The following is a 21,964-nucleotide window of genomic DNA, read 5'->3' as shown; positions in this document are numbered from 1 at the left end:
TATTGCTAAATTGATTTTTTAAGATGTAACCCTTATCCAGAGTGAATCTACAGGTTACTTTCTGTGATTTCTGATTCCGGGACTCTTAATTCAATGTTAAGGAGTTATTCATTTTGTTCATTGTGCGTTTATCGCCTGTGAACATTTTGTACAATGATATTAAGCATCTATTTTTATATCTCTAAAGTTGGCATAGGTTATGAAACCGGCGCGAGATCTCTATCTGAAGTGCCTTTCTTTTTTCTTACCACTTTATCGGATCTGTTTCTACTTCATTGATATTTCTTCAAAGTTTCTGGGTACCACAAATGACACGGTATTATCTGCCAGCAGGTTTTCCGGCAGTAAGGCAATGGCTTGTCCGTCTACCACGAGCGTAGTGGGTTTGAAGGGAAGGCCATGTACAATAATCCGGTGATTTTTGTATGATGTTTCGTAGTTGATATAAAATTGTTTTTTAAGATAGAATTGTTGTGCGGTAGAACGTTGCTTGAAGCGGATTACGTTATACTGTCCGTTTTTGTAGCCGTAGTGATCGCCGGCATCTTCGTACAGTACGCTTTTCACTTCTGTGTCATCAAAGTAAACATGCAGCAGCATTTCTGTAACCGGTGTTTGCTGGGTGTACTGCATTTCCGGGAATTCCGGTAATACAGCGCCGGCCTTTACAAACAGGGGGATTTCATCCAGCGGTGTTTTTACTTTGATTTCTTTTGCGCCTGCATATTTCTGATCGTTCCAGAAATAGTACCAGTTGCCTGCGGGGAGGTATACTGCTTTTTCCTGCATGCCTTTTTCGCTTACATGACTGATCAGCAGGGAATCGCCGAACATAAATTCGTGCGAGCAGTTATGCGTGGCCACATCTGTTTGTGCCACAAAAGCCAGGGGGCGCAGCATGGGCGTACCGTGGGTGGCGTATTGCCAGAAGGTGGTGTACAGATACGGGAGCAGCTTATATCTTAACGTAATAAACTTGGTCACTACTTTTTCGTACTCCGGCCCGAAGCTCCAGGGTTCCTGGTTAAAGCCGGTTTCATTACTGGCGGAGTGCGTACGCATGAGCGGGTGGAAAACGGCCAGCTGAATCCAGCGGGTATACAGCTCGCCATCGGGTTCGCCGATGAAGCCGCCGATATCGCTGCCGGTAAAGGAAATACCGGAAACGGCTAAACGTTGGCATTGCACGCTGGCCAGCCAGAGGTGTTCCCAGCTGGATACGTTATCGCCGGTCCATACGGAAGACCAGCGCTGAGCGCCTGCATAGCAGGAGCGGGTAATGAGAAAGGAGCGGTTGGGCATCAGGTATTTTTTCATACCGGCTGCGGTGGCCTTGCTCATCAGGTGGCCGTATACGTTATGGGCTTTGCGGTGACTTACCTCTTCGCCGTCGTAGTCGTGGCGGACATCTTCGGGGAAGGAGCCCATTTCAAATACGGCGGGTTCGTTCATATCGTTCCATACGCCGCGTACGCCGGTTTCGGCCAGGCTTTTGAACAGGCTGCTCCACCACTCCCGTACTTCGGGGTTGGTGTAGTCGGGGAATACGCATTTGCCGGGCCAAACGTCTCCTTCCATGAGTGCGCCATCGGCGCGTTTGCAGAAGTAGTTGTTTTTGATGCCTTCCTGGTATACAGCGTAGTCGGTGTCTACCTTAATGCCGGGATCAATGATCACTACTACTTTAAAGCCTTCGGCGGCCAGTTCTTTGATCAATCCTGCGGGATCCGGGAACCATTCCTTGTTCCAGGTAAAGCAGCGGAAGCCGTCCATATAATCGATATCCAGGTAGATGACATCGCAGGGGATCTTCCGTTTCCGGAATTCTTTTGCGATTTCCTTTACGCGGGTGTCGGGGTAGTAGCTCCAGCGGCACTGGTGGTATCCTAATGCCCATAGTGGGGGCAGTTCGGGGGTACCGGTGATTTTTGTATAGGACTCGGCCACTTCCAGCAAGTCGGGGCCATAAATAAAATAATAGTTCATTTCACCGCCGCGGGCCCAGAAACTGCAGGCATCTTCCCTTTCTTTACCAAAATCAAAGATGGTGCGGAAGGTGTTATCGAAGAAAATGCCGTAGCCGACGCCATGATGCAGGCCGTAATAAAAGGGGATGTTCCGGTACAGCGGATCGGTATCTTTCTGATAACCATAGGCATCTGTTCCGTAGTTTTCCAGGCGTTTGCCCCGGAGATTCAGCTCGGTGGGCTTGTCGCCCAACCCGTAGAAGCATTCCCCTTCCTGTACTAACTTGCTGCAATACTGGATTTTACCTCCTTTGAGGAGGTAGTGTTGCCAGTGGTAACCCATTTCATCCTGGTTGATCACTTTTCCTTCCTTATCTGAAATGGTGATGCGGAGGTTATCGCGTGCTATAAATACCTTTAGTTCGTCTGTATAGATCTCAAAAGTTTCTTCCCACTCTTTGATCCCGAATGCGATGGGGGATTCTTCCAGCGTATCGCTGGTGGCGTAGGAGAAGTCCCGTTGAAAAGAGCCTTCCGCAGCATATCTGAAGCGGATGATCTTGTCGGCAATTACCCTTATTTCGAGAATTGTTTCTGTAGTATAAAAACAAAAGTAGTTTCCTTCTTTTTTCCAATCCCTGATACCATCGGGATAGTGTTTGGCGCCGTATTTACTGGACGAGGTTTCAACTTGCATAATCTCTTTTTCTGGATGCGCGGTAATGCGTTAACGAGGTCTTAAATTACATAAAAAAATCAGAGTAGTGGTAGTCCTTTTGCGTTAGATGCTTCTTTTTCTACGTTTACCCTTTAAATTAGCTGCTTTGCAAAATATCTCAGCAAGTAAATAAATTACTTATTAACTTCATATCAATAAATTTACTTTTTGCTTTAACCTATTTTAGTGGGTGCACCTTTCCAGGAGCACCTTTTTGTTGGCAGCGGGCCGGGTTAACGGTTGTCCAGCACCCCGATCTCTTTTGCGGCTACATATACTTTTGTTCCTTTTCTTGCTTTTGCGGCGACATTAAATCCTTTACCGATCGTTTTCCAGTGATGACCGCCATCTTCTGAAATATCAGTGCCGGAGGTGCCGGTGGCGATGAGCAGCTGTGGGGTGATCCAGGCCACGCAGGAGCGGTATCCGCCGGGAGGGACAGCGGGAGCTTCCCAACTCCGGCCGCCGTTGGCGGTGAGCATACAGTTGCCTTTCCGGGCGGTGTCCTGCTTATAGTCGCCCCCTACGGCGATCCCGTTGGCAGTGTCGCGGAAGGCGATGGAAAATACGCCGGTAGTACTGCTGCCCTGTATCAGCGGGATCGTGTAGGCTTTTCCGTTATCCGCGCTTTTAAAGAGCCGGGCTACCTGGCCGCCGGTGGCGAAGTAAACCTTGTTCCCGGGAAACAGCACCATGCTGGTGCCGCTGGCGGCGAAGATGGCTTCTCCTTCTGCCGCGGCCGGCAAAGTGGGCGTGGGGTCGGCTTTCCAGCTGCGGCCGCCGTTATGTGTCCGGATGACAGTAAATTTCCCGTCGATCGGATCACCGATAGCGATACCTTCCCGTTCGTTAAAAAACTGCATGGCATCAAAGAAAATGCCCGGCCTGTTATCGTAGAATACCTGCTTCCAGGAATTCCCCCCATCTTCCGTTAAAAAAATCAGCGCCGGGGCGCCGGCATTCAATACAATGGCTTTACGGGCATTAAAAGCGTACAGCGAACGCCAGTCGCAGCTATCGCAACCGGTAACGGTGGTCCATTTCCAGTGTTTACCGCCGTCGGTGCTGCTGCCTACCTTGCCGCCGGTACCGGAGGCCCATACCACCTCATCTGTTACCACGCTGAGGCCCCGGATACTTTGAACCGGAGTAGCCGATATGATGTTTATATGATAACCGGCTGCTGTTTCCTGGGCGGCTGCCGGGTGAAACGTAAATATTAAAGTATAGCATCCCAACAGCAACAGGCGGCGCAGCGCCCTGCATTTGTGAGTGATAAAGGGCCACTGCCGGGTATCTAAGCCTGGCCTGCCGGATGTAGTGTTGGCTGTATTCATAAAGTATTTCGTTTATTCCCAATCTGTTACCGGGAAGAAAATTACAAAATTGCTACAAAGTGTGACACAGATTTATATATTTGCAGATTACCTAACCTGCTTACTCATTAACAATATTCCAGTGCATCAACCGCGTCGCTTAAAAATGTTTATCCTATGCTGTATATGGGGACTCTTCTCCGGGGTACTGTATGCGCAGGACAAACCATACATTTTTGACAGCTACAGCGTTAATGAGGGCCTTTCTCAAAGCACGGTATTCGATATTACCCGCGACGATCAGGGATTTATGTGGATTGCCACCCGCGACGGGATCAACCGTTTCGATGGCTATACCTTTAATGAATACCGGTATAAACCAAGCGCTCTTTACAAGGCGGGCGAAGGAAAGGGAGAGCTGGTAGCCCGCGGATCTACCGGCAACCGCGCGGTTATCAACCGTTTTGATCTGAAAGGGTATAAAGGTTTTTCTTTTTATAAAGACAGTCGCTCCCAACTGCTGCTGGCCCATAACAACGGGATCAGCGTGTACGATAAATACAAGAACAACTTTAGCAAACTGCTGGAAGATACCACCATTGTAAATGCCGCGGAACGTGATAGTAATGTGAAGTTTGCGATCCTGGGAGAAGACACGGCCTCTAATACGCTGTGGGTATGGCGACCAATGAAAGGCATCTACGTGCTGGATAATACCACTTACGCCATACGCCGTATCATCCTGTATCCGCCGCAGTTTACACAAAGACGGATATTGCCTTCCGCGGTTATGAAAGATGGGAATACCATCTGGATGAACGGAGATCAGGGCGAGCTTTTTTCCCTGAATATCAAAAACCTCCGCATCTCCACCTATTGTTTGCCCGGTGTGGGCGATAAGCCGTTGTTGCGTAACCTGAACAAAGACTCCATGATCATCATCAGTGCAGGTCATATTACGCTCTTTAACAAGCAACGCAACAAATTCAGCGACCTGGTTTTTGATATGAAGAATGAAAAGGGGGAACCATTCATTCCTGCTGTGTCTGAACTGGATCAGTACGGCAACGTATGGATAGGCGGGAGCGATGGCGTGCTGATATACAGTATTGCGCGTAATGAAATTGTGCGGCATATTGTGAGCTTTAATACTTTTGAAACGCGGTCGTTCAATGATGTATCATGGCTTTACCGGGATGTGGCCGATAACATGTGGGTAGGCACCGATGGCGACGGTCTGAAAAAATATTCCCCGCATAAAAAAGTGTTTAACCTTTACCGGTCGCCTTACATCACGCACAACATGGTGCAGGCTGTGTACAAGCATGATGATGGCAAGTTGTATGTGGGACTGATGCGGGACGGATTGAATATTTATGAAGATGGAGGAAAATTCCTGGAGCGTATTTCCAATGAGTTATATCCCGGGAAGTTTCCCGGCAACGATCTGGGCGCTATTTGCAGGGAGAATGGAGATCAGCTCTGGCTGCACTTTGCGGGTATGCACATCGGGTTGTTCAATGTAGAAACCAAATCTTTCCTGGATCTTACAGGAAAGGTAACGGCATTGGGTTTACCTACGCAGCTTGCACCTTTTCCCTTCCTGTTTAAACGTACCAACGGACAATTGTATTTCAATTATGGCGGCTACCTGCTGATGTTTGATAATACTGAGAAAGGATACGAAGTAGCGGTAGTACATAATTTTTCGGATGAAGTATTGACTGCTTTTTATGAAGACTACCTGGGTAACCAGTACGTGGGTACGAAATCGGCGCTGTATATAAAACGTGTGGCCGACTCCCGTTGGAAAAGCGTGTTTCTTGCTCCCGGCACTACTGTAAAATCCATCAATAAAAATGCGCATAAAGAGTTGCTGGTGGCCACTAATAAAGGATTGTTCATCCTGGATGATGCAGGCCGCATCAAGCAACACTACAACAGTTATGATAATCCCAAACTGATCAATGATTATATGTACGGCGTGTTGCTGGATGATAAAGACCGGATCTGGGTGAGTCATAATAAAGGGTTGTCGCAGATCAATCCGTTGACCGGTGAAATCACTACTTATAATTATGAAGATGGATTACAGTCGAACGAGTTTAACACCGGTGCATTTTACAAGTCAATCGACGGCGAATTATTTTTTGGTGGTATCCGTGGTGTAAACGGATTTTATCCAAAAAATTTCCGCGACAATTTATCCAATGCCAAAGTGATCATCCGCCGGATGGAAGTGCTGGACAAGCCTTACGAATCTGACACGGCTATTTCGTTACTGAAGAAAATAGAGTTGCCTTATAACCAGAATACTATTGCGATAGAATTTGTGCCGCTGGAGTATACCAATCCATTAAAGAACAAGGTGCAGTATAAGCTGGAAGGCGCGGATGAGGACTGGGTGCAGGCCGGAACTTTCAGGATGGCGCGTTATACCAACCTGCATCCCGGCAGTTATGTTTTTAAGCTGAGAGCATCGAATAATGATGATATCTGGAGTACTGTTCCTACCACGCTGGAGATCGTGATCCGGATTCCTTTCTGGCAGTCGTTGTGGTTCCGGTTTTTACTATTGCTGCTGCTGCTGGGCATTGCTTATTATTTCTCCACCCTGTATCTGGATTATAAGATACGGCATGAGAAGCTGAAGCTGGAAAAGGAGCAGGCGGTAGACCAGGAGCGGGCGCGTATTTCCAGTGACATGCATGATGATCTTGGGTCAGGGTTATCTACTATCCGGTTGCTGAGTGAAGTGGCTAAACGGAAAATCCAGGATCCTTCCCAGACGCGGGAAGTAGAGCGTATTTCTGAAACGGCGGGAGAGATGGTGGACAAGATGAGTGAGATCATCTGGGCGATGAGTTCATCCAATGATTCGCTGGCCAACCTGATTGCTTATATGAGAAGTTTTGCGGCAGAATTCCTGGAGCATGCGCACATCACGCATCAGTTTTATATTCCTGAAACGATTCCCAACATTAAGCTGAGTGGAGGTACACGAAGGAATATTTACCTGGCGGTGAAAGAATCATTGCATAATGTAGTGAAACATGCGAAGGCGACAGAGGTAATTGTGGAAGTGAAGATGCATAAAAATATGACGATAATGATTAAGGACAATGGAAAAGGATTTGACCAGGAGAAGGTTAGATTATTTGGAAACGGATTAAAAAATATCCAGAAAAGAATGATATCAGTTGGAGGAAATGCGGATATCAGCTCGAATAATGGAACAATAGTTTTTCTCGATATCCCACTAAATTAACATACATTTGTTTTTAATAACATTTAAGTGTTATAATTCCTTTTAAACATGACGGTATACTCAAAGAAGAAGTCCCAGGATAACATGGACACTATCACTATTGCGATAGTAGAAGATAATCATGATATCCGCACGGCTATGGAATTGCTGATTAATGGTTCTGACGGTTACGCCTGTGTAGGGACATTCAATAATGCGGAAACTGCCGTGGAGCAAATCCCTCAACTGATGCCTAACGTGGTGTTGATGGATTTCAACCTGCCGGGTGGCATGAATGGTATTGAATGTATTGCGCAGTTAAAGCGGGAGCATCCTGATATGCAGTTTATGATGCTGACAGTGTATGAAGATGATGATAAAATCTTTATGGCGCTGGAGGCAGGTGCAAGTGGTTATATTCTTAAGAAAACATCTCCGGGCGAATTACTGGAAGCTATCCGTGATTTGTATGATGGAGGTTCCCCGATGAGTTCGCAGATAGCGAGAAGGGTGGTGGCATTTTTCCAGAAGCAGGCCAAGCCGAATCCGGCGCTTGAAGCATTGACTACACGTGAAAAAGAAATCCTGGATCAGTTGTCGAAAGGTTATTTGTACAAAGAAATTGCGAGTAACTTGTTTATCAGTATTGAAACGGTAAGACGCCATGTACATAATATTTACGAAAAGCTGCACGTACGTAGCCGTACTGATGCAGTGAACAAATATTATAACAGATAAGTCAGTAATTCAGGGATTTTATTGTTTTCTGAATAAGAAGCAATAAAATCCCTGAATGTTTTTCAACGGTGTTCTGTTTTAGGTTTGAACACCAGGTGCACAGATAATACCACAGCAGCAATCAACAGGCAGGCAAGTTTAAATAACAGACCAGTTTTCATAGGATAAGGGATTTACGGTTAATAGGTAATATGGTTAAGACATAACACTCCCTGATGGCTATTGCCAGGCTGATGTGACCAGTTGTGAATATTGTATGAAAGCCGTTTGTTGGTAAAAGCAGGTAAAATTGATCATCGCATCATTTGCCATGCATCAAATTTCCGGATAAGGCGAAGGAATTTATTTCCGATGCTGTTATCCTCTTCTTTTTTAATGAAGTAAGTAGCTACGAGTGCTACCAGAAAAACTGCGGTAAGCAGGATTAGAAATAGTATTTTCATAAGGACATAGGTTAGGATATCTCAAAATTGTTGACTTATGTAAATATAAATAAAATTCTGATATAAGGATTCATTCACATTAGTTTTTTTTATACCATTTTCATGTGATACTTCCCGAAAATCCCCAAAACTGTTCATTATCTCCCGGAAATATAAAATTTAACAGTCTTAATACATTGGTAATAAATAATGTAAGCATAGTGTATAACTTATACTTGGGATGATTCCCTGAATCCTTTATTTTTGCCAGCAATCAGATTTTGCTAAAAGATTTAGTATCCTTGCAAAACATTGCATGACCTGCGAAACAATAGTATTTTGGAAATTATAATATATTATGGCAAACACGGACAAAACGGATAACAAAGATCTATTTGCTTCCTATACGGAAGACTCCATACGGTCGCTGGACTGGCGGGAGCATATCCGCCTCCGGCCTGGTATGTATATCGGTAAACTGGGTGATGGATCGAGTATGGATGATGGTATTTACATCCTGCTTAAAGAGGTAACGGATAACTGTATTGACGAGCATACGATGGGCTTTGGCAAACAGGTGGATATCAAAGTAACGGAGCATCACGTCACCATCCGGGATTTTGGCCGGGGGATTCCTTTGGGAAAGGTGGTGGATGTAGTGAGTAAGATCAATACCGGCGCGAAGTACGATAGCAAAGCCTTTCAGAAATCAGTTGGTTTGAACGGGGTGGGTACCAAAGCGGTAAATGCTTTGTCCAGCTACTTCAAGGTGCAGTCTGTTCGTGACGGCCGCATGAAAACCGCTGAGTTTGAAAGAGGGGTTTTAATAAAAGAGCATAAAGAAACCGCGACTACGGAACCCAATGGTACCCTGGTTACGTTTACACCGGACGATACGGTATTTAAGAACTACCGTTTTATCCCGGAATTCCTGGAGAACCAGATCTGGAACTATTGCTTTTTGAATGCGGGTCTTACCGTTAGCTTTAACGGCAAGAAATACATTTCAAAGAATGGTTTGCTGGATCTGCTGCAGCGTAAAACGAATGAAGAGGATCTGCGTTACCCGATCATTCACCTGAAGGGAGAAGATATTGAGGTAGCCATTACCCATGAAAGCCAGTACGGAGAAGAGTATTATTCTTTTGTAAACGGGCAGCATACTACCCAGGGTGGTACGCACCTGGCGGCTTTCCGCGAGGCGTTTGTAAAAACGGTGCGCGACTTCTACAAGAAAGATTATGAGGCTACTGATATCAGGGCTTCTATTTGTGCGGCGGTATCCATCCGGGTACAGGAGCCGGTGTTTGAATCGCAAACGAAAACCAAGCTGGGTTCACAGGTAGTTTTTGAAAATGGTCCGTCTGTAAAGGCGTTTGTACTGGAGTTCCTTTCCAAGCACCTCGATGATTACCTGCACCGTAACCCGGCGATTGCTGATGCACTGAAGAAGCGTATTGAACAGAGTGAACGTGAGCGTAAAGAGCTGGCCGGTATCAAGAAACTGGCGAATGAAAGAGCGAAGAAAGCGAACCTTCACAATAAGAAGCTGCGCGACTGCCGTTTGCACCTGAACGATGAGCTTACCGGGAAAGATAAGGCAGAACAGGAAGCGCGCAGATTGGATTCTACCATCTTTATTACAGAGGGTGATTCTGCCAGTGGTTCCATTACCAAGTCGCGCAATGTGGAAACGCAGGCGGTGTTTAGTTTGCGTGGTAAACCGCTGAACAGTTTCGGGCTTACCAAGAAGGTAGTATATGAGAACGAGGAGTTCAACCTGCTGCAGCATGCGTTGAATATTGAAGACGGCCTGGAAGGGCTGCGCTACAATAACATTGTGGTGGCGACCGATGCCGACGTAGATGGTATGCACATCCGTTTGCTGCTGCTGACTTTCTTCCTGCAGTTTTTCCCTGACCTGGTAAAGAACGGGCACGTATATATCCTGGAAACGCCGTTGTTCCGCGTGCGTAACAAGCAGCAAACTATTTACTGTTATAATGAAGATGAGAAGCAGAAAGCGGTAAAGAAGCTGGGCAACAAGCCGGAGATCACCCGTTTCAAAGGATTGGGAGAAATTTCTCCGGATGAATTTGGCCGTTTTATCGGGGAAGATATCCGTATTGAGCCGATCATTTTATCGAAAGATATTCATGTCCAGAAGTTACTGGAATACTATATGGGTAAAAATACCCAGACCCGCCAGGAGTTTATCATCAACAACCTGCGGTATGAAAAGGATTTAGTAGAAGAAACAGTATAGAAAGGCATATGGGCTTAATACACATTGTTTTTGGTCAGTCTTCAGTTCCGGTGTTGGGAGAGGCGATAGCGATGGATGAGAAAATGAGTGGAGAGATCCGCTGTTTTGAAGATGATCTGTCCGTTGGACCGTTATTTATCCTGGACACCAAAGAGGGCCGTGCCGGCCGTCGCCTTTTCTGGCAGCAGCTGGCGGGTATTGAACCGGCGGCTCCGGCAGCCGGTGAAGAATCAGCCGCGGAAGACCTGACCGGTGATCCCGATGATGCCGATCTTTTTAAATCCCTGAAAGCGCAATTAAAGGAAGACCCCGAACAGGAAGTATGGATATGGGCCGGGCAAAACGCCCGTGATGTATGCGGGTACTACTGGCTGGTAAGTCAGCTGTATGATTTTGCAGGACGCATCCATATTATTTACCTCAACAACCTGCCTTTCCTGAATGAAAAGGGAGCGGTGTTTTATCCTACCCATCTGCACCAGATATTGCCAAAGGAATTCCTGAAGGCAAAGAAACTGGCGCGTGCTATTTCACTGGCAGAATACGAGCTGGATGGCGATGAGTGGCATCGCCTGATGAATGAGAATGCAGGTATCCGTTTACTGGAAGGAGGAAAGAAGATCAAAGGAGAACCCACGCTGTTTTACGACAAGGAGTTACTGGCGCAGAGTGGAAAAGAGTTTGTAAAAGCATGGCGGGTAGTGCAGCAGGTAACCGGTAAGCTGAAATACCCTGTGATGGACCAGTTCCTGGGCTGGCGGCTGAAAGAGCTGATCCGCGAAGGCAAGCTGGAGAGCAGGGGCGATCTGAAAACCATCCGTGATTTTGAAGTGAAGCTGCCGGGAGAAACCATTGAAAATCCAACAACCGTATGATAACCGTAACGTCACTGGAACTGATGGGTGCTGATGACCGCGGCAGCGGTTATTTCTGGAACTGCAACCGTACGGGCGATTTCCTGGTTTGCTACCGGAATGCCGGCAGCAGCAGCGGTCAGCATTATCACGAAGGTAAAAGCGACAATAAAAACCCGGAGGTACTGTACCTGTTTACCGGCAAGGCGGCCATTCACTGGTGTGCGCTTGGAGGCCATGAAATAGTGACCACGGAGGTAACGGCGCCGGCCAGGGTAGAAGTACCTGTGAATGTATGGCATCAGCTGGTTGCCATTACAGATTGCTGCTTTATAGAACTGAATTCCCTTGAAGATGTACAGAAAGACAGTGTACGTATCTGGCGGGAGGATTTTGAAAAAATGATTAACGTAAAACCGTAAGTGTATTATACATGGACATGGAAAATAAAACATCAGACGAATCTCTGCACAATGTCATCCACGTTGGAGGCATGTATGAGAGCTGGTTCCTGGATTACGCCTCTTATGTAATCCTGGAGCGGGCGGTGCCCAGCATGGAAGATGGGCTGAAGCCCGTACAGCGTCGTATCCTGCACGCCATGAGAGAAATGGACGATGGCCGTTATAATAAAGTGGCCAACGTGATCGGGCAAACGATGCAGTATCACCCGCATGGGGATGCTTCTATCAGTGATGCTATTGTTAACCTCGGACAAAAAGACCTGCTGATTGATACCCAGGGTAACTGGGGCGATGTAAGAACCGGTGATGATGCGGCAGCAGCCAGGTATATTGAGGCGCGCCTGTCGAAGTTTGCACTGGATGTTGCATTTAATCCTAAAACTACTTCCTGGCAGCTCAGCTACGACGGCCGTAAAAATGAGCCACTGGCATTACCGATGAAGTTCCCGCTGCTATTGGCACAGGGAGCGGAAGGTATCGCGGTTGGTTTATCTACCAAAATATTACCACACAATTTCATCGAACTCATAGATGCTTCGATAAAATACCTCCGTGGCAAAAAGTTTGAACTGTTCCCCGATTTTGTTACCGGTGGGATGGTGGATATTGCCAGCTATAACGATGGTAAACGCGGTGGTAAAGTAAGGGTACGCGCACATATTGAAGAGAAAGACAAAAAGACGCTGCTGATCAAGGATGTACCTTATGGTATCACCACCACGCAGCTGATGGAGTCTATCGTAAAAGCCAATGACAACGGTAAGATCAAGATCAAGAAAGTAGTGGATAACACCGCTGCGGAAGTGGAAATTGAAGTGCAGCTGGCGCCGGGTATTTCACCGGATATTACCATTGATGCGCTGTATGCATTCACGGATTGTGAAATTTCCATTTCCCCGAATGCCTGTGTGATCGTAAATGATAAACCACAGTTCCTCACGGCTTCCGATTTGCTGAAATCTTCCGCTGATTATACCAAAGACCTGCTGAAGCAGGAACTGGAAATTAAACTGGCGGAACTGCAGGAAAAATGGCACTATACCTCCCTGGAAAAACTCTTCTTTGAAAAAGGGATCTACAAGGAACTGGAGCAAAAGCATAAGGACTGGGAAACCGTGCTGAATGCTATTGATAAAGGATTTACACCGTATAAGAAACAACTGAAACGCGAAATTACCCGCGAAGATATTGTGAAACTAACGGAAAAGCCTGTACGCCGTATTTACCGTTTGGATATCAATGAGCTGAATGAACAGATCAAAGGTATTGAAGCGGAAATTAAAGAGGTGAAGAACAACCTGGCGAACCTCACCGATTACACCGTGGCTTATTACGACAACCTGCTGAAGAAGTATGGTAAAGGCCGTGAACGTAAAACGGTGATTAAAACATTTGACAACATCCAGGTAGCGCAGGTAGCTATTGCCAACACTAAAATATATGTGAACCGTGCAGATGGTTTCATTGGTACTTCGCTGAAGAAAGATGAGTTTGTGGCAGATTGTTCTGACCTGGACAGCATTATCGTATTCCGCCGGGATGGTAAAATGCTGGTGACGAAAGTAGCCGATAAAACCTTTGTGGGCAAGGATATCATTCATGTGGACATTTTCCGTAAGAATGACGAGCGTACTACCTACAACATGATTTATGTAGAAGGTAAAACAGGCGTGAGCTATGCCAAACGTTTCAATGTGACGGGTGTTACCCGCGACAAAGAATATGACCTGGCGCATAAAGGGGAGAAAAATTCCAAAGTGCATTACTTCTCTTCCAACCCTAACGGGGAAGCAGAAGTGGTGACCATCAAGCTGAGTCCGAACTGCAGCGCGCGTAACAAGGAGTTCGACCTGTTTTTTGAAACCATTGCGATCAAGGGACGTAGCTCTATGGGTAACGTGGTAACCAAATACCCTATCCGTGGCGTGAAGTTTAAGGAGAAAGGGGTATCTACGCTGGCCGGGCAAAAGATCTGGTACGATACAGAAACCGGTCGTTTGAATACAGAAGAACGTGGCGTGTATATTGGCGCTTTTGAAGGGGAAGACAAGATCTTTGTTGCCTTTAAAAACGGTACCTATGAGTTGACGAACTACGATCTTACCAACCGGTACGAGTCGAATGATGTAGTGTATATTGAGAAGTTCAACCCGGAAAAGACGGTAACGGCTATTTACTTTGACGCGGATAAGAAGCAGTTCAATGTGAAACGTTTTCGGATTGAAACGCAGACACTGAATAATAAGTTCAACTTCATCAAGGAGGGCGCGAATAATTACCTGGAAATGGTGACCACGCATACCCAGCCTGTGGTGTTGCTGAAAACAGGTAAGAAACGCAGTCCGGAAGAAGAGGAAATAGACCTCTCCGAATTTGTGGAGGTTACCGGCTGGAAGGCAGTGGGAACAAGGATTGCAGGGGATGATCTGATCAGTGCGGAGTTATTGTCTGAAGATGAAGATCCTGATCCGAATGAAGAAGGACCGGCAGGCGGACAGGGAGAATTGTTCTAGTTGCCTGTTGTGGAAGATATAAAAAGCGGATAGCAAATAATGCTGTCCGCTTTTTTGTTTTTGTAAGATGATTATATTTTGCCGCCCAGGTTTTTGATCATTTTTTCCAGGAAGTTGATGGCCGTAAGATATTCTTCTGTTGTGATACCTTCCATTACTTTTTCCCGGTTTTGCATCTGGAGGGCTTCGATAGCCGCATACTCCTGTTTCCCGGTATCTGTAAAGGAATAGAGATCATCGGTATGTTGGATCCAGTTGCGGTTGAGCAATGTTGCCAGGACTTCTTCCAGCTCCGTTTCGGTGAGGAAGCGGTTTACCTGGTGATAAAACAGCTCTTTGGAAATCTTCCCGTGCTTATCTATATTTTTCAATACCTGCCAGTGAAACCTGTTGATGCCAAAGGATTCAAAAGCTATATTGGTGTAGTGGGTAATCAGGCTGTCGGCTTCCTTCAGGTACCAGCCGATAGGCAGCTTTTGGTCTATTTCGGATTGCATAAAGTTGTTTTTAATCTTTGATGGGGGTGGTTACTTCGATCATGATGGTATCGAAAGTAAAGTAAAAGCCGAAGGTTTTACGCATGATCTGCGGCACCTGGTCCAGTACAATACCTCCGCTTTGCAGTCGCTCCCAGGTGGCAGTTACTGCGGCTTCATCTTCCAGGTAAAATCCTATGTGAAAAGTATCCGGGTAGGTGTGATTTCCTTTCTCATTCATGCGCTGGTTCATGAGTACCAGGATAAATCCACCGGGGCCATTTAAAACGGATAAGGTATCGTTCAGTTTTGGGTCGACGCAGATAAAATCGAAGTAGGTTTCAAATAGTGCCCGGGTTGCAGGCACATTTTTTACGCTGAGGTTTAAGTGATTAAGTTGCATTATAGTGTAGTTGATAAATGAATGTTCGCTCTTTTATAATGCAAATATAGGAGAATGATTGTTCTTTTAAAGAAAAAAAATCATTTTTTTTAGATGGGGTATTAACTGGGATCGGCAATAAAGTTATTGTTGCTTTCCATATCCAGGGGGATATAGATCCGTTCCCATTCGTTACCGTCGGTTACTTCCCAGGTGTGGCCGGGGCCGTCGATATCTTCTGCGATAAGGATAATACCGGGTTCAAGGATAAAGCTGTCGCCGTTGGTAACGGTAAATCTGAGTCTGCCTTTCAGCGTTACCACAAACTGGCGCCGGGGCGCGGGGTGCGGAATATTTTCCAGCTGACCGGTTCCGGTCTGACAAAAGAAATAGCTCACATCAATTTTGTTCCGGGTCGGGATCTTACCGGTTTCAAAGGAGCAGTCTGTTTCGTTGATATTGAATAGCCTGATAGCCCTGATGTATGTTGATTCGTTGTCCGTTGCTGCCATGTGATTGCTTTATTGTTTCTTCTTTTGTGCGGGTTTCTTTGGTGTTTCCTGTTGAAAATCTTCTGCCGACTTAGGCTGGGTCATACTTTTTTTCTTCTGATCCAGCGGTTGCGGAGTAGGAGCACCTTTGCCAAGCGGGATGGCATCATGGAAAATCTTGTTTACATGCATCCATTTGCCGGCCTGCCATTTGAAGCCTTCGTAGTCCATATCGGTTACGTAGGTGAATTTCTTCATGGGCTCATTGGTTTCAGAGATGAGGTGATCAAACACGATCATATCCAGTTCCTTGTTATAGTTGAGCGTAGCGGTGCTTTCTTTTTTATATTCAATGATAAAGCGGTTGCGCGTGGGTTTGGGCGTGCTGTCTTCCGCAAAACTAAAAAACGGGCCGCCCAGTACAGGGGTACCATTTTTAAACGTGAGCATTTCCACTATTTTCTTCTGGCTGCGGGGATTGTTGGCATCCCAGCCAAAGAGGGTATAATACTCTTTGTTGAAATAATGGCGGTGTACAATATTGTAATAGAGACAGCCGTACCAGGACTTGTTATCGCCGATGGTATCGGTGTTGGTAATATAATCGGAGGCATCAAACAGGGGAAAGAGTTTCAGTTGGCCGTCGGGGGTATTCATCTGGATGGCGCCGAAATGGCGATAGAAGCCATTTTCACGTTCCAGTGCCCAGGTGAAGATGCGGAAGGTGCTGTCCTGCGGATATTGTATGGAGATTGTTTTCAGGGAATCGAACGGAAAACGGAAGGAGTATTTTGTTTTCAATGTTCTTACCAGCAGCGGAATGAATGCTTCCGTAGCCCGTTGCCGGCCATCATCGCCTTTTCCGTTGAAGATATCCTGACTAAGGACCTGCAGGGTATCCTGGTTACGCATTAACTGTTTCAGTCCTGCTGCATCCGGCTGCTGTGCCAGGGCCAGCAGGGAGATAAACACGAGGAGCAGTGACAGTAGTGGTTTTTTTGCCATATCTATTATACGGTTACGGCTGAGAATTATTGTACAGCCTGTGCAAACTGCAGCAGGTTTTGATATCGCTGATCGATCAGCGGGTGTGGAAAGGGTGTTTCAGGACGGGTAGACGGGATAAAGATGGTTTGCATGCCCAGGCTTTTCCCGAACTGCATATCGCTTAATGTATTGCCCACCATTACGGAAGTGCTGAAATCAATATCCGGGAAGTCGTGTTTTGCCTGCATACCCATGCCCGTGGCGGGTTTACGGCAAGGACTGTTGCTATCTACGTCCGGGCAAAAATAAATGCCGTCTATTTTGCCGCCGTGCCGCTCAATTTGCTGCAGCATTTGTGTATGGATTTCCTGTAAGCCCGCTGTAGTGAGCAGTCCGCGGCCAATACAGCGTTGGTTGGTGATCACAATAATACGTTCGAAACGGTTGGCAAGGATGGGCATAGCGGCCAGCACGCCTTCACTGAAGTGAAACATATCCGGCCGGAGTACGTATCCGTCGCGGATTTCATCGTTGATTACGCCGTCTCTGTCGAGGAATAGGGTCATGATACCAATACTTTTTTTGCTGCTTCGTAATCTTCCGGGATACCGATATCGATGAAATAGGTATCGCTGATGAAACCGTATAATTTTCCTGCGTGTGCGCCGGGCTCCAGTACTTCTTTCTCAAAGGAGAATTTCTCCGGCAGCGACAAGCTTTCCAGGAAACCGGCGGAAGTGCGGTAGATGCCGCCATTGATCAATCCTTCTTCACAGTATTTTTTTTCATGGAACCGGGTGATCTGCTGCTGTTCATCCAGCTGGATGCTGCCATAGCGATCAAACTGTTTCATGGGTTTCAGCGCCAGTGACAGGGGGCTTTGGTGGGCCTGGTGAAAGTTATTGAATGCAGCGAGGTCCACATCAAAATAAGTATCCCCGTTAACGATGAAGATCTCGTTGCCTTTTACGGCAGACAGGGCATTGATGATACCGCCGCCAGTGCCTAATGGTTCCGGTTCTACGGTAAAGGATACACGTAGTGGCAATTCCATGCTGTTGCACCAGTTTATAACCTGTTCAGACAGGTAGCCGAGCGACAGTACCGCGTGGTTAATGCCTTGTTTGTGCAGGTATTGCAGCAGGTAATATAAAAAAGGATGTTCACCGAGGGGAGCCATGCATTTAGGCTTGTCGGCCACTACGCTTCTGAGGCGGGTGCCGAGGCCCCCGGCGAGTACGATACATTCTCTCGTCATGCGCCAAACAGGTTGTTTTCCACTATTTCGCAAATAATATGTCCTACGGTGATATGTGCTTCCTGTATGCGGGGCGTATCGCCGGAGGGGATATTGACCAGGTAATCGCTTCCTTCTTTCATTTTGCCGCCGGTGGCGCCGGTCATGCTTACCACAATCATTCCCTGTTCCTTTGCCACCTTGATGGCTTCCAGGATATTGGCCGAGTTACCGGAGGTAGAAATGCCTACCAGCACGTCTCCCGGGCGGCCGATGCCTTTCAGGATGCGGGCATATACCTGGTCGTAGCCGTAGTCGTTACCTACTGCGGTGATATAAGAAGTATTGCAATGCAGTGCCTCTGCATACAGTGGCTGGCGGTCTTTATAAAACCGGCCGGAAAATTCTGCGGCCAGGTGTTGTGCATCTGCGGCGCTGCCGCCGTTACCGCAGAAAAGGATTTTATGATCGGTTTGCAGGCTGTGTGTAATGGCTTCTGCTACCAGTTTGATGGTATTTAACAACGGTTCATCCTGGCAGATAGCTTCTTTTACAGCGATGCTTTCCCGGATCTTATTGGCAATGAATTGTTTCATCAGCAGATTTTTTGATTTGTTGTGCCCTTAAATGCTCCACGTTTGAATACCGTGATTGGTAAAGGTATAGCGTTTTACATCTCCGCCAAAACCGCTTAGTGCGTCTACTACGGCGAAGCGCGTATTTTTCGGACAATAGAAGATCATGAATCCGCCACCGCCGGCGCCTGAAATTTTACCGCCGCTGGCGCCGGCTTTGCGGGCAGCGTCGTAAATTTCATCGAGCTGGGGATTGGTGATGCCGTGGGCCATCTTCTTTTTATTTTCAAAACCGTAGTTCAGGATTTCACCGATTTTATCGATGGTACCCCGAAGTAGTGCTTCCTTCATCATCACCGCCTGTTCTTTCAGCTGGTGCATGGCTTCTATGGAAGTATCCTTTTTATCGGTTACATTTTTTTGTTGTTCGGAGATGATGGAGGAAGATAACCGGCTGGTAGATGTGTAGAACAATACCAGGTTATTTTCCAGTTCATGGAGATTTATTTCTTTGATCCGCAGGGGATTTACAATTACTTTATCATCTTTATAAAACTCCATGAAGTTTACACCGCCAAAGGTGGCTGCGTATTGGTCCTGTTTACCGCCGGCCTGGTTCAGGTCTTCGCGTTCAATAGAATAGGCGAGATGCGCCATGTCATATTCTCCCAGCGGTAATTTCAGCCATTCGGCAAATGCGCCCAGTACGGCTACCACGAGGGTAGAAGAGGTGCCGAGGCCGGAGCCGGCAGGTGCATCTACAAAGGTGGTGAGTTTAAAACCGGTAGCTGGCAGGGAACCATAATCTTTTTGTACGCGGTTAATTACGCCTTTGAGGATATCCAGTTTGCCATCTAACGGTAAAGGGTATACGGCATCATAAGTAGCGGTTTCCCTTCTGTCTGCACAGTCAAAAATCACTTGTCCGTTCTGAAGTGGTTCAATAGATGCGCGTGCATATAAAGAAATGGTGGCGTTGAGAATGGCGCCACCGTATAAGTCCGAATACGGGCTTACATCTGTGCCACCACCGGCAAGACCTATACGTAAAGGAGCTTTGCTTCTGTAAATCATGCTAGTTGTCAGGTTTAGTTTGTTGGCGATGTAGTCAACAATTATGATGCCGCTGTATTCACTACCGTCAGCGATCCGCTGCCAGCGTATGAATTTCTTTTGCCAGCCTGGCCCACGAATACTGCAGTTTCTCTTTCCGGAGGGCTTCCACCATATCCGCTTCGCGGTTTTCCACGAAATATTTTTCGATGGCGGCGGCAATAGATGCTGGTTCCGGTTCTGCCTGGAATCCTACCACGCCGTCCGGCACCATTTCCACGAGGCCGCCTACATTGGTTACCACCATTGGTTTTTCAAAGTGATAGGCGATCTGTGAAATGCCGCTCTGGGTAGCGCTTTTATAGGGTTGTACCACCAGGTCGGCGGCACAGAAATAATTTTTAACAGCTTCGTTGGGAATGAAATCGGTGTGCATCAGCACACGGTCGCCCAGTTGCAGTTTATTCAGCAGTTCCAGGTAGGGGGCTGCATCTTCATAATATTCACCGGCTACGATGGCGTGTACATCCAGCTTTTTCAGTCTTTCATCCGCCATTGCCTGCAGCAGGAGATCAAGACCTTTATACTGGCGGATAAAGCCAAAGAAAAGAATATATTTTTTGCCCGGGTTCAGTTTCAGCTGGGCGCGGGCTTCTTCTTTGGATATCAGGGCGCCGTAGTTATCGTAGATAGGATGCGGAATAAGCGAGGCTTTTTTCACTGGTTCAAACACGCGCAGGTCGTTGAGCACCGACTGGCTCATGGCAACGAAGGCATCTACCGGTTTCAGGAAATACTTTGTAAAAGCAACATCCCCGGGTCTTTTTTCATGCGGCACTACGTTATCCAGTACCGCAATTACTTTGGTATGTTTTCTTTTGCCTAACCGGAGCAGGGAGCCTAAAGCCGGGCCCATGATGGGCAGCCAGTATTTGGTGATGATGATATCCGGGTTCATTTTCCGGATCTTGCGGCCGGTTATTAACCAGTTCAGCGGATTTACGGAGTTGATCAGTCTTTTGATGCGGAGATGTGCCGGAGCGGGGTCGGTAGAGAACTGGCTTTTTCCGGGGAAAAAGAATTTGGGGTATTGTATGGTAAAGGTCCATATTTCCACCTCATCTGTTTGCTGGAGTTCTTCTGCGAGTCGCTCGTTATAAGCAGCCAGCCCACCCCGGAAAGGGTAGGCTGTACCTAAAATAAGTATTTTCTTTTTGTTAGCCATAGATTCAGATAACGATAGTGAATGAGCGGATCAGCGTCTGCGGTTATGTTGGTGTGATAACTGCAACTCTTCATCCGTAACATTACTGGTATGATCCATCCGCTCTTCCACCAGGTAAGAATTACGTTCGGTGGCATTGCGTGTTACCAGCTCGCCGATAAAACCGGTGAGGAATAACTGGGAACCGATGATCATACAAAGCAGCCCGAAATAGAACAGGGGCCTGTCGGTCATATTTACTTTATCAAAGAATATTTTTGCCAGTGCGAGGTAAGCGGCTACTACAAATCCCACGAAGAAGGAGAGGGAGCCCAGTGCGCCGAAGAGGTGCATGGGGCGTTTGCCGAATTTGCCGATAAACATGATGGTGGCCAGATCCAGGAAGCCGTTGATAAAACGTTCCAATCCGAATTTGGTGACCCCATATTTGCGGGCGCGGTGTTCCACTACTTTTTCCCCGATTTTACGGAAGCCGTTCCATTTGGCGATAACGGGGATATAGCGGTGCATTTCCCCGTATACTTCTATGGACTTCACTACTTTTTTACGATAGGCTTTCAGACCGCAGTTCATGTCGTGCAGCTTCACGCCGCTCATGCGGGTAGTGGTGTAGTTGTATAATTTTGAAGGAAGATTTTTGGTGAAGGCATTATCGTAACGTTTCTTTTTCCAGCCGCTCACGAGGTCGAATCCTTCTTCCACGATCATGCGGTAGAGTTCAGGTATTTCATCCGGGCTATCCTGGAGGTCGGCATCCATTGTGATCACTACATCTCCCTGTGCCGCATTGAAGCCTTCGTTGAGGGCGGCCGACTTGCCATAGTTGCGCTGGAACTTGATCCCTTTTACAAGGGGATTCTGCGCAGCCAGTTGTTGTATAACGGCCCATGAGTCGTCGGTACTGCCATCGTCTACCATCCATACCTCGTAGGTGAAATGGTGTGCGTCCATCACTCTTTCAATCCATGCGGCAAGTTCCGGCAGGGATTCTTCTTCGTTTTTTAAAGGAACGATTACGGATATGTTCATCTTA

At 46.9% G+C, this 21,964-nt stretch carries 19 protein-coding genes; 6 read left to right on the top strand and 13 right to left on the bottom strand.

Annotated features, from left to right (window positions below; all coding sequences use genetic code 11):
- Window positions 1–267: 267 nt before the first annotated feature.
- Complete coding sequence (locus tag B5Z18_RS03900; RefSeq protein ID WP_079468076.1) at window positions 268–2,664, bottom strand: glycoside hydrolase family 31 protein; 2,397 nt, start codon at window positions 2,662–2,664, stop codon at window positions 268–270.
- A gap of 254 nt (window positions 2,665–2,918) precedes the next feature.
- Window positions 2,919–4,022, bottom strand: a complete 1,104-nt coding sequence (locus B5Z18_RS03895) for a WD40/YVTN/BNR-like repeat-containing protein (RefSeq protein WP_079468075.1) — start codon at window positions 4,020–4,022, stop codon at window positions 2,919–2,921.
- A gap of 145 nt (window positions 4,023–4,167) precedes the next feature.
- Between B5Z18_RS03895 and B5Z18_RS03890 the strand changes: the two genes are divergently transcribed.
- Together B5Z18_RS03890 and B5Z18_RS03885 are read left to right on the top strand one after the other, a co-directional pair.
- A complete protein-coding gene (locus tag B5Z18_RS03890) occupies window positions 4,168–7,269 on the top strand; it encodes a sensor histidine kinase (RefSeq protein WP_079468074.1) in 3,102 nt (1,033 codons plus the stop codon).
- 48 nt (window positions 7,270–7,317) lie between these two features.
- Window positions 7,318–7,986, top strand: coding sequence for a response regulator transcription factor (locus B5Z18_RS03885; protein WP_079468073.1), 669 nt, complete (start codon window positions 7,318–7,320; stop codon window positions 7,984–7,986).
- A 293-nt stretch (window positions 7,987–8,279) separates the two neighbouring features.
- Here B5Z18_RS03885 and B5Z18_RS32440 read toward each other — a convergent pair whose 3' ends face one another.
- Window positions 8,280–8,429, bottom strand: coding sequence for a hypothetical protein (locus B5Z18_RS32440; RefSeq protein WP_159454179.1), 150 nt, complete (start codon window positions 8,427–8,429; stop codon window positions 8,280–8,282).
- Between the two features lie 337 nt (window positions 8,430–8,766).
- Here B5Z18_RS32440 and B5Z18_RS03880 point away from each other — a divergent pair, with 337 nt between their 5' ends.
- The 4 genes from B5Z18_RS03880 to B5Z18_RS03865 are packed head-to-tail and all read left to right on the top strand — an operon-like array spanning window position 8,767 to window position 14,505.
- Window positions 8,767–10,674: a DNA topoisomerase IV subunit B gene (locus B5Z18_RS03880; protein WP_079468072.1), complete on the top strand. Its 1,908-nt coding sequence runs from the start codon at window positions 8,767–8,769 to the stop codon at window positions 10,672–10,674.
- An 8-nt stretch (window positions 10,675–10,682) separates the two neighbouring features.
- Window positions 10,683–11,549, top strand: coding sequence for a DUF1835 domain-containing protein (locus B5Z18_RS03875; RefSeq protein ID WP_079468071.1), 867 nt, complete (start codon window positions 10,683–10,685; stop codon window positions 11,547–11,549).
- Window positions 11,546–11,950 carry a hypothetical protein gene (locus B5Z18_RS03870; protein ID WP_079468070.1) on the top strand — a complete coding sequence of 135 codons (405 nt, stop codon included), beginning with the start codon at window positions 11,546–11,548 and terminating at the stop codon, window positions 11,948–11,950. Before B5Z18_RS03875 ends, B5Z18_RS03870 begins: the two co-directional genes overlap by 4 nt.
- 17 nt (window positions 11,951–11,967) lie before the next feature.
- A complete protein-coding gene (locus B5Z18_RS03865; protein WP_227024584.1) occupies window positions 11,968–14,505 on the top strand; it encodes a DNA gyrase/topoisomerase IV subunit A in 2,538 nt (845 codons plus the stop codon).
- 71 nt (window positions 14,506–14,576) lie between these two features.
- Here the strand turns inward: B5Z18_RS03865 and B5Z18_RS03860 are convergent, their stop codons facing one another.
- The 10 genes from B5Z18_RS03860 to B5Z18_RS03815 all read right to left on the bottom strand — a co-directional run bounded on the left by B5Z18_RS03860 (window position 14,577) and on the right by B5Z18_RS03815 (window position 21,960).
- Window positions 14,577–15,002, bottom strand: a complete 426-nt coding sequence (locus tag B5Z18_RS03860; RefSeq protein WP_079468068.1) for a MarR family winged helix-turn-helix transcriptional regulator — start codon at window positions 15,000–15,002, stop codon at window positions 14,577–14,579.
- Between the two features lie 10 nt (window positions 15,003–15,012).
- Window positions 15,013–15,384, bottom strand: coding sequence for a VOC family protein (locus B5Z18_RS03855; protein ID WP_079468067.1), 372 nt, complete (start codon window positions 15,382–15,384; stop codon window positions 15,013–15,015).
- A gap of 101 nt (window positions 15,385–15,485) precedes the next feature.
- Window positions 15,486–15,875 carry a cupin domain-containing protein gene (locus B5Z18_RS03850; protein ID WP_079468066.1) on the bottom strand — a complete coding sequence of 130 codons (390 nt, stop codon included), beginning with the start codon at window positions 15,873–15,875 and terminating at the stop codon, window positions 15,486–15,488.
- Window positions 15,876–15,884: 9 nt separating this feature from the next.
- Entirely contained in the window at window positions 15,885–16,859 is a 975-nt protein-coding gene (locus B5Z18_RS03845) for a hypothetical protein (protein WP_079468065.1), read from the bottom strand.
- Window positions 16,860–16,885: 26 nt separating this feature from the next.
- Window positions 16,886–17,407, bottom strand: coding sequence for a D-glycero-alpha-D-manno-heptose-1,7-bisphosphate 7-phosphatase (locus B5Z18_RS03840; RefSeq protein ID WP_079468064.1), 522 nt, complete (start codon window positions 17,405–17,407; stop codon window positions 16,886–16,888).
- Complete coding sequence (locus B5Z18_RS03835; protein ID WP_079468063.1) at window positions 17,404–18,099, bottom strand: nucleotidyltransferase family protein; 696 nt, start codon at window positions 18,097–18,099, stop codon at window positions 17,404–17,406. Before B5Z18_RS03835 ends, B5Z18_RS03840 begins: the two co-directional genes overlap by 4 nt.
- Window positions 18,096–18,674 (bottom strand): D-sedoheptulose-7-phosphate isomerase, encoded by a 579-nt coding sequence (locus B5Z18_RS03830; protein WP_079468062.1) that lies wholly within the window; start codon window positions 18,672–18,674, stop codon window positions 18,096–18,098. The genes B5Z18_RS03835 and B5Z18_RS03830 overlap by 4 nt, the downstream gene beginning before the upstream one ends.
- Window positions 18,675–18,701: 27 nt before the next feature.
- Window positions 18,702–19,727, bottom strand: coding sequence for a GHMP family kinase ATP-binding protein (locus B5Z18_RS03825; RefSeq protein WP_079468061.1), 1,026 nt, complete (start codon window positions 19,725–19,727; stop codon window positions 18,702–18,704).
- A gap of 67 nt (window positions 19,728–19,794) precedes the next feature.
- Window positions 19,795–20,931 (bottom strand): glycosyltransferase, encoded by a 1,137-nt coding sequence (locus B5Z18_RS03820; protein WP_079468060.1) that lies wholly within the window; start codon window positions 20,929–20,931, stop codon window positions 19,795–19,797.
- Between the two features lie 30 nt (window positions 20,932–20,961).
- Window positions 20,962–21,960, bottom strand: coding sequence for a glycosyltransferase family 2 protein (locus B5Z18_RS03815; protein ID WP_079468059.1), 999 nt, complete (start codon window positions 21,958–21,960; stop codon window positions 20,962–20,964).
- Between the last annotated feature and the right edge of the window lie 4 nt (window positions 21,961–21,964).

Origin of the sequence: Chitinophaga ginsengisegetis (genome assembly GCF_900168065.1) — a bacterium.
Lineage (GTDB): Bacteria > Bacteroidota > Bacteroidia > Chitinophagales > Chitinophagaceae > Chitinophaga > Chitinophaga ginsengisegetis.
This window is presented reverse-complemented; position numbering and strand designations above follow the sequence as displayed.

What these genes read in the sequence shown, in the direction of transcription:
- B5Z18_RS03900 (WP_079468076.1), bottom strand. Translation starts at nt 2,664, where the DNA reads ATGCAAGTTGAAACCTCGTCCAGTAAATACGGCGCCAAACACTATCCC.
- B5Z18_RS03895 (WP_079468075.1), bottom strand. Translation starts at nt 4,022, where the DNA reads ATGAATACAGCCAACACTACATCCGGCAGGCCAGGCTTAGATACCCGG.
- B5Z18_RS03890 (WP_079468074.1), top strand. Translation starts at nt 4,168, where the DNA reads ATGTTTATCCTATGCTGTATATGGGGACTCTTCTCCGGGGTACTGTAT.
- B5Z18_RS03885 (WP_079468073.1), top strand. Translation starts at nt 7,318, where the DNA reads ATGACGGTATACTCAAAGAAGAAGTCCCAGGATAACATGGACACTATC.
- B5Z18_RS32440 (WP_159454179.1), bottom strand. Translation starts at nt 8,429, where the DNA reads ATGAAAATACTATTTCTAATCCTGCTTACCGCAGTTTTTCTGGTAGCA.
- B5Z18_RS03880 (WP_079468072.1), top strand. Translation starts at nt 8,767, where the DNA reads ATGGCAAACACGGACAAAACGGATAACAAAGATCTATTTGCTTCCTAT.
- B5Z18_RS03875 (WP_079468071.1), top strand. Translation starts at nt 10,683, where the DNA reads ATGGGCTTAATACACATTGTTTTTGGTCAGTCTTCAGTTCCGGTGTTG.
- B5Z18_RS03870 (WP_079468070.1), top strand. Translation starts at nt 11,546, where the DNA reads ATGATAACCGTAACGTCACTGGAACTGATGGGTGCTGATGACCGCGGC.
- B5Z18_RS03865 (WP_227024584.1), top strand. Translation starts at nt 11,968, where the DNA reads ATGGAAAATAAAACATCAGACGAATCTCTGCACAATGTCATCCACGTT.
- B5Z18_RS03860 (WP_079468068.1), bottom strand. Translation starts at nt 15,002, where the DNA reads ATGCAATCCGAAATAGACCAAAAGCTGCCTATCGGCTGGTACCTGAAG.
- B5Z18_RS03855 (WP_079468067.1), bottom strand. Translation starts at nt 15,384, where the DNA reads ATGCAACTTAATCACTTAAACCTCAGCGTAAAAAATGTGCCTGCAACC.
- B5Z18_RS03850 (WP_079468066.1), bottom strand. Translation starts at nt 15,875, where the DNA reads ATGGCAGCAACGGACAACGAATCAACATACATCAGGGCTATCAGGCTA.
- B5Z18_RS03845 (WP_079468065.1), bottom strand. Translation starts at nt 16,859, where the DNA reads ATGGCAAAAAAACCACTACTGTCACTGCTCCTCGTGTTTATCTCCCTG.
- B5Z18_RS03840 (WP_079468064.1), bottom strand. Translation starts at nt 17,407, where the DNA reads ATGACCCTATTCCTCGACAGAGACGGCGTAATCAACGATGAAATCCGC.
- B5Z18_RS03835 (WP_079468063.1), bottom strand. Translation starts at nt 18,099, where the DNA reads ATGACGAGAGAATGTATCGTACTCGCCGGGGGCCTCGGCACCCGCCTC.
- B5Z18_RS03830 (WP_079468062.1), bottom strand. Translation starts at nt 18,674, where the DNA reads ATGAAACAATTCATTGCCAATAAGATCCGGGAAAGCATCGCTGTAAAA.
- B5Z18_RS03825 (WP_079468061.1), bottom strand. Translation starts at nt 19,727, where the DNA reads ATGATTTACAGAAGCAAAGCTCCTTTACGTATAGGTCTTGCCGGTGGT.
- B5Z18_RS03820 (WP_079468060.1), bottom strand. Translation starts at nt 20,931, where the DNA reads ATGGCTAACAAAAAGAAAATACTTATTTTAGGTACAGCCTACCCTTTC.
- B5Z18_RS03815 (WP_079468059.1), bottom strand. Translation starts at nt 21,960, where the DNA reads ATGAACATATCCGTAATCGTTCCTTTAAAAAACGAAGAAGAATCCCTG.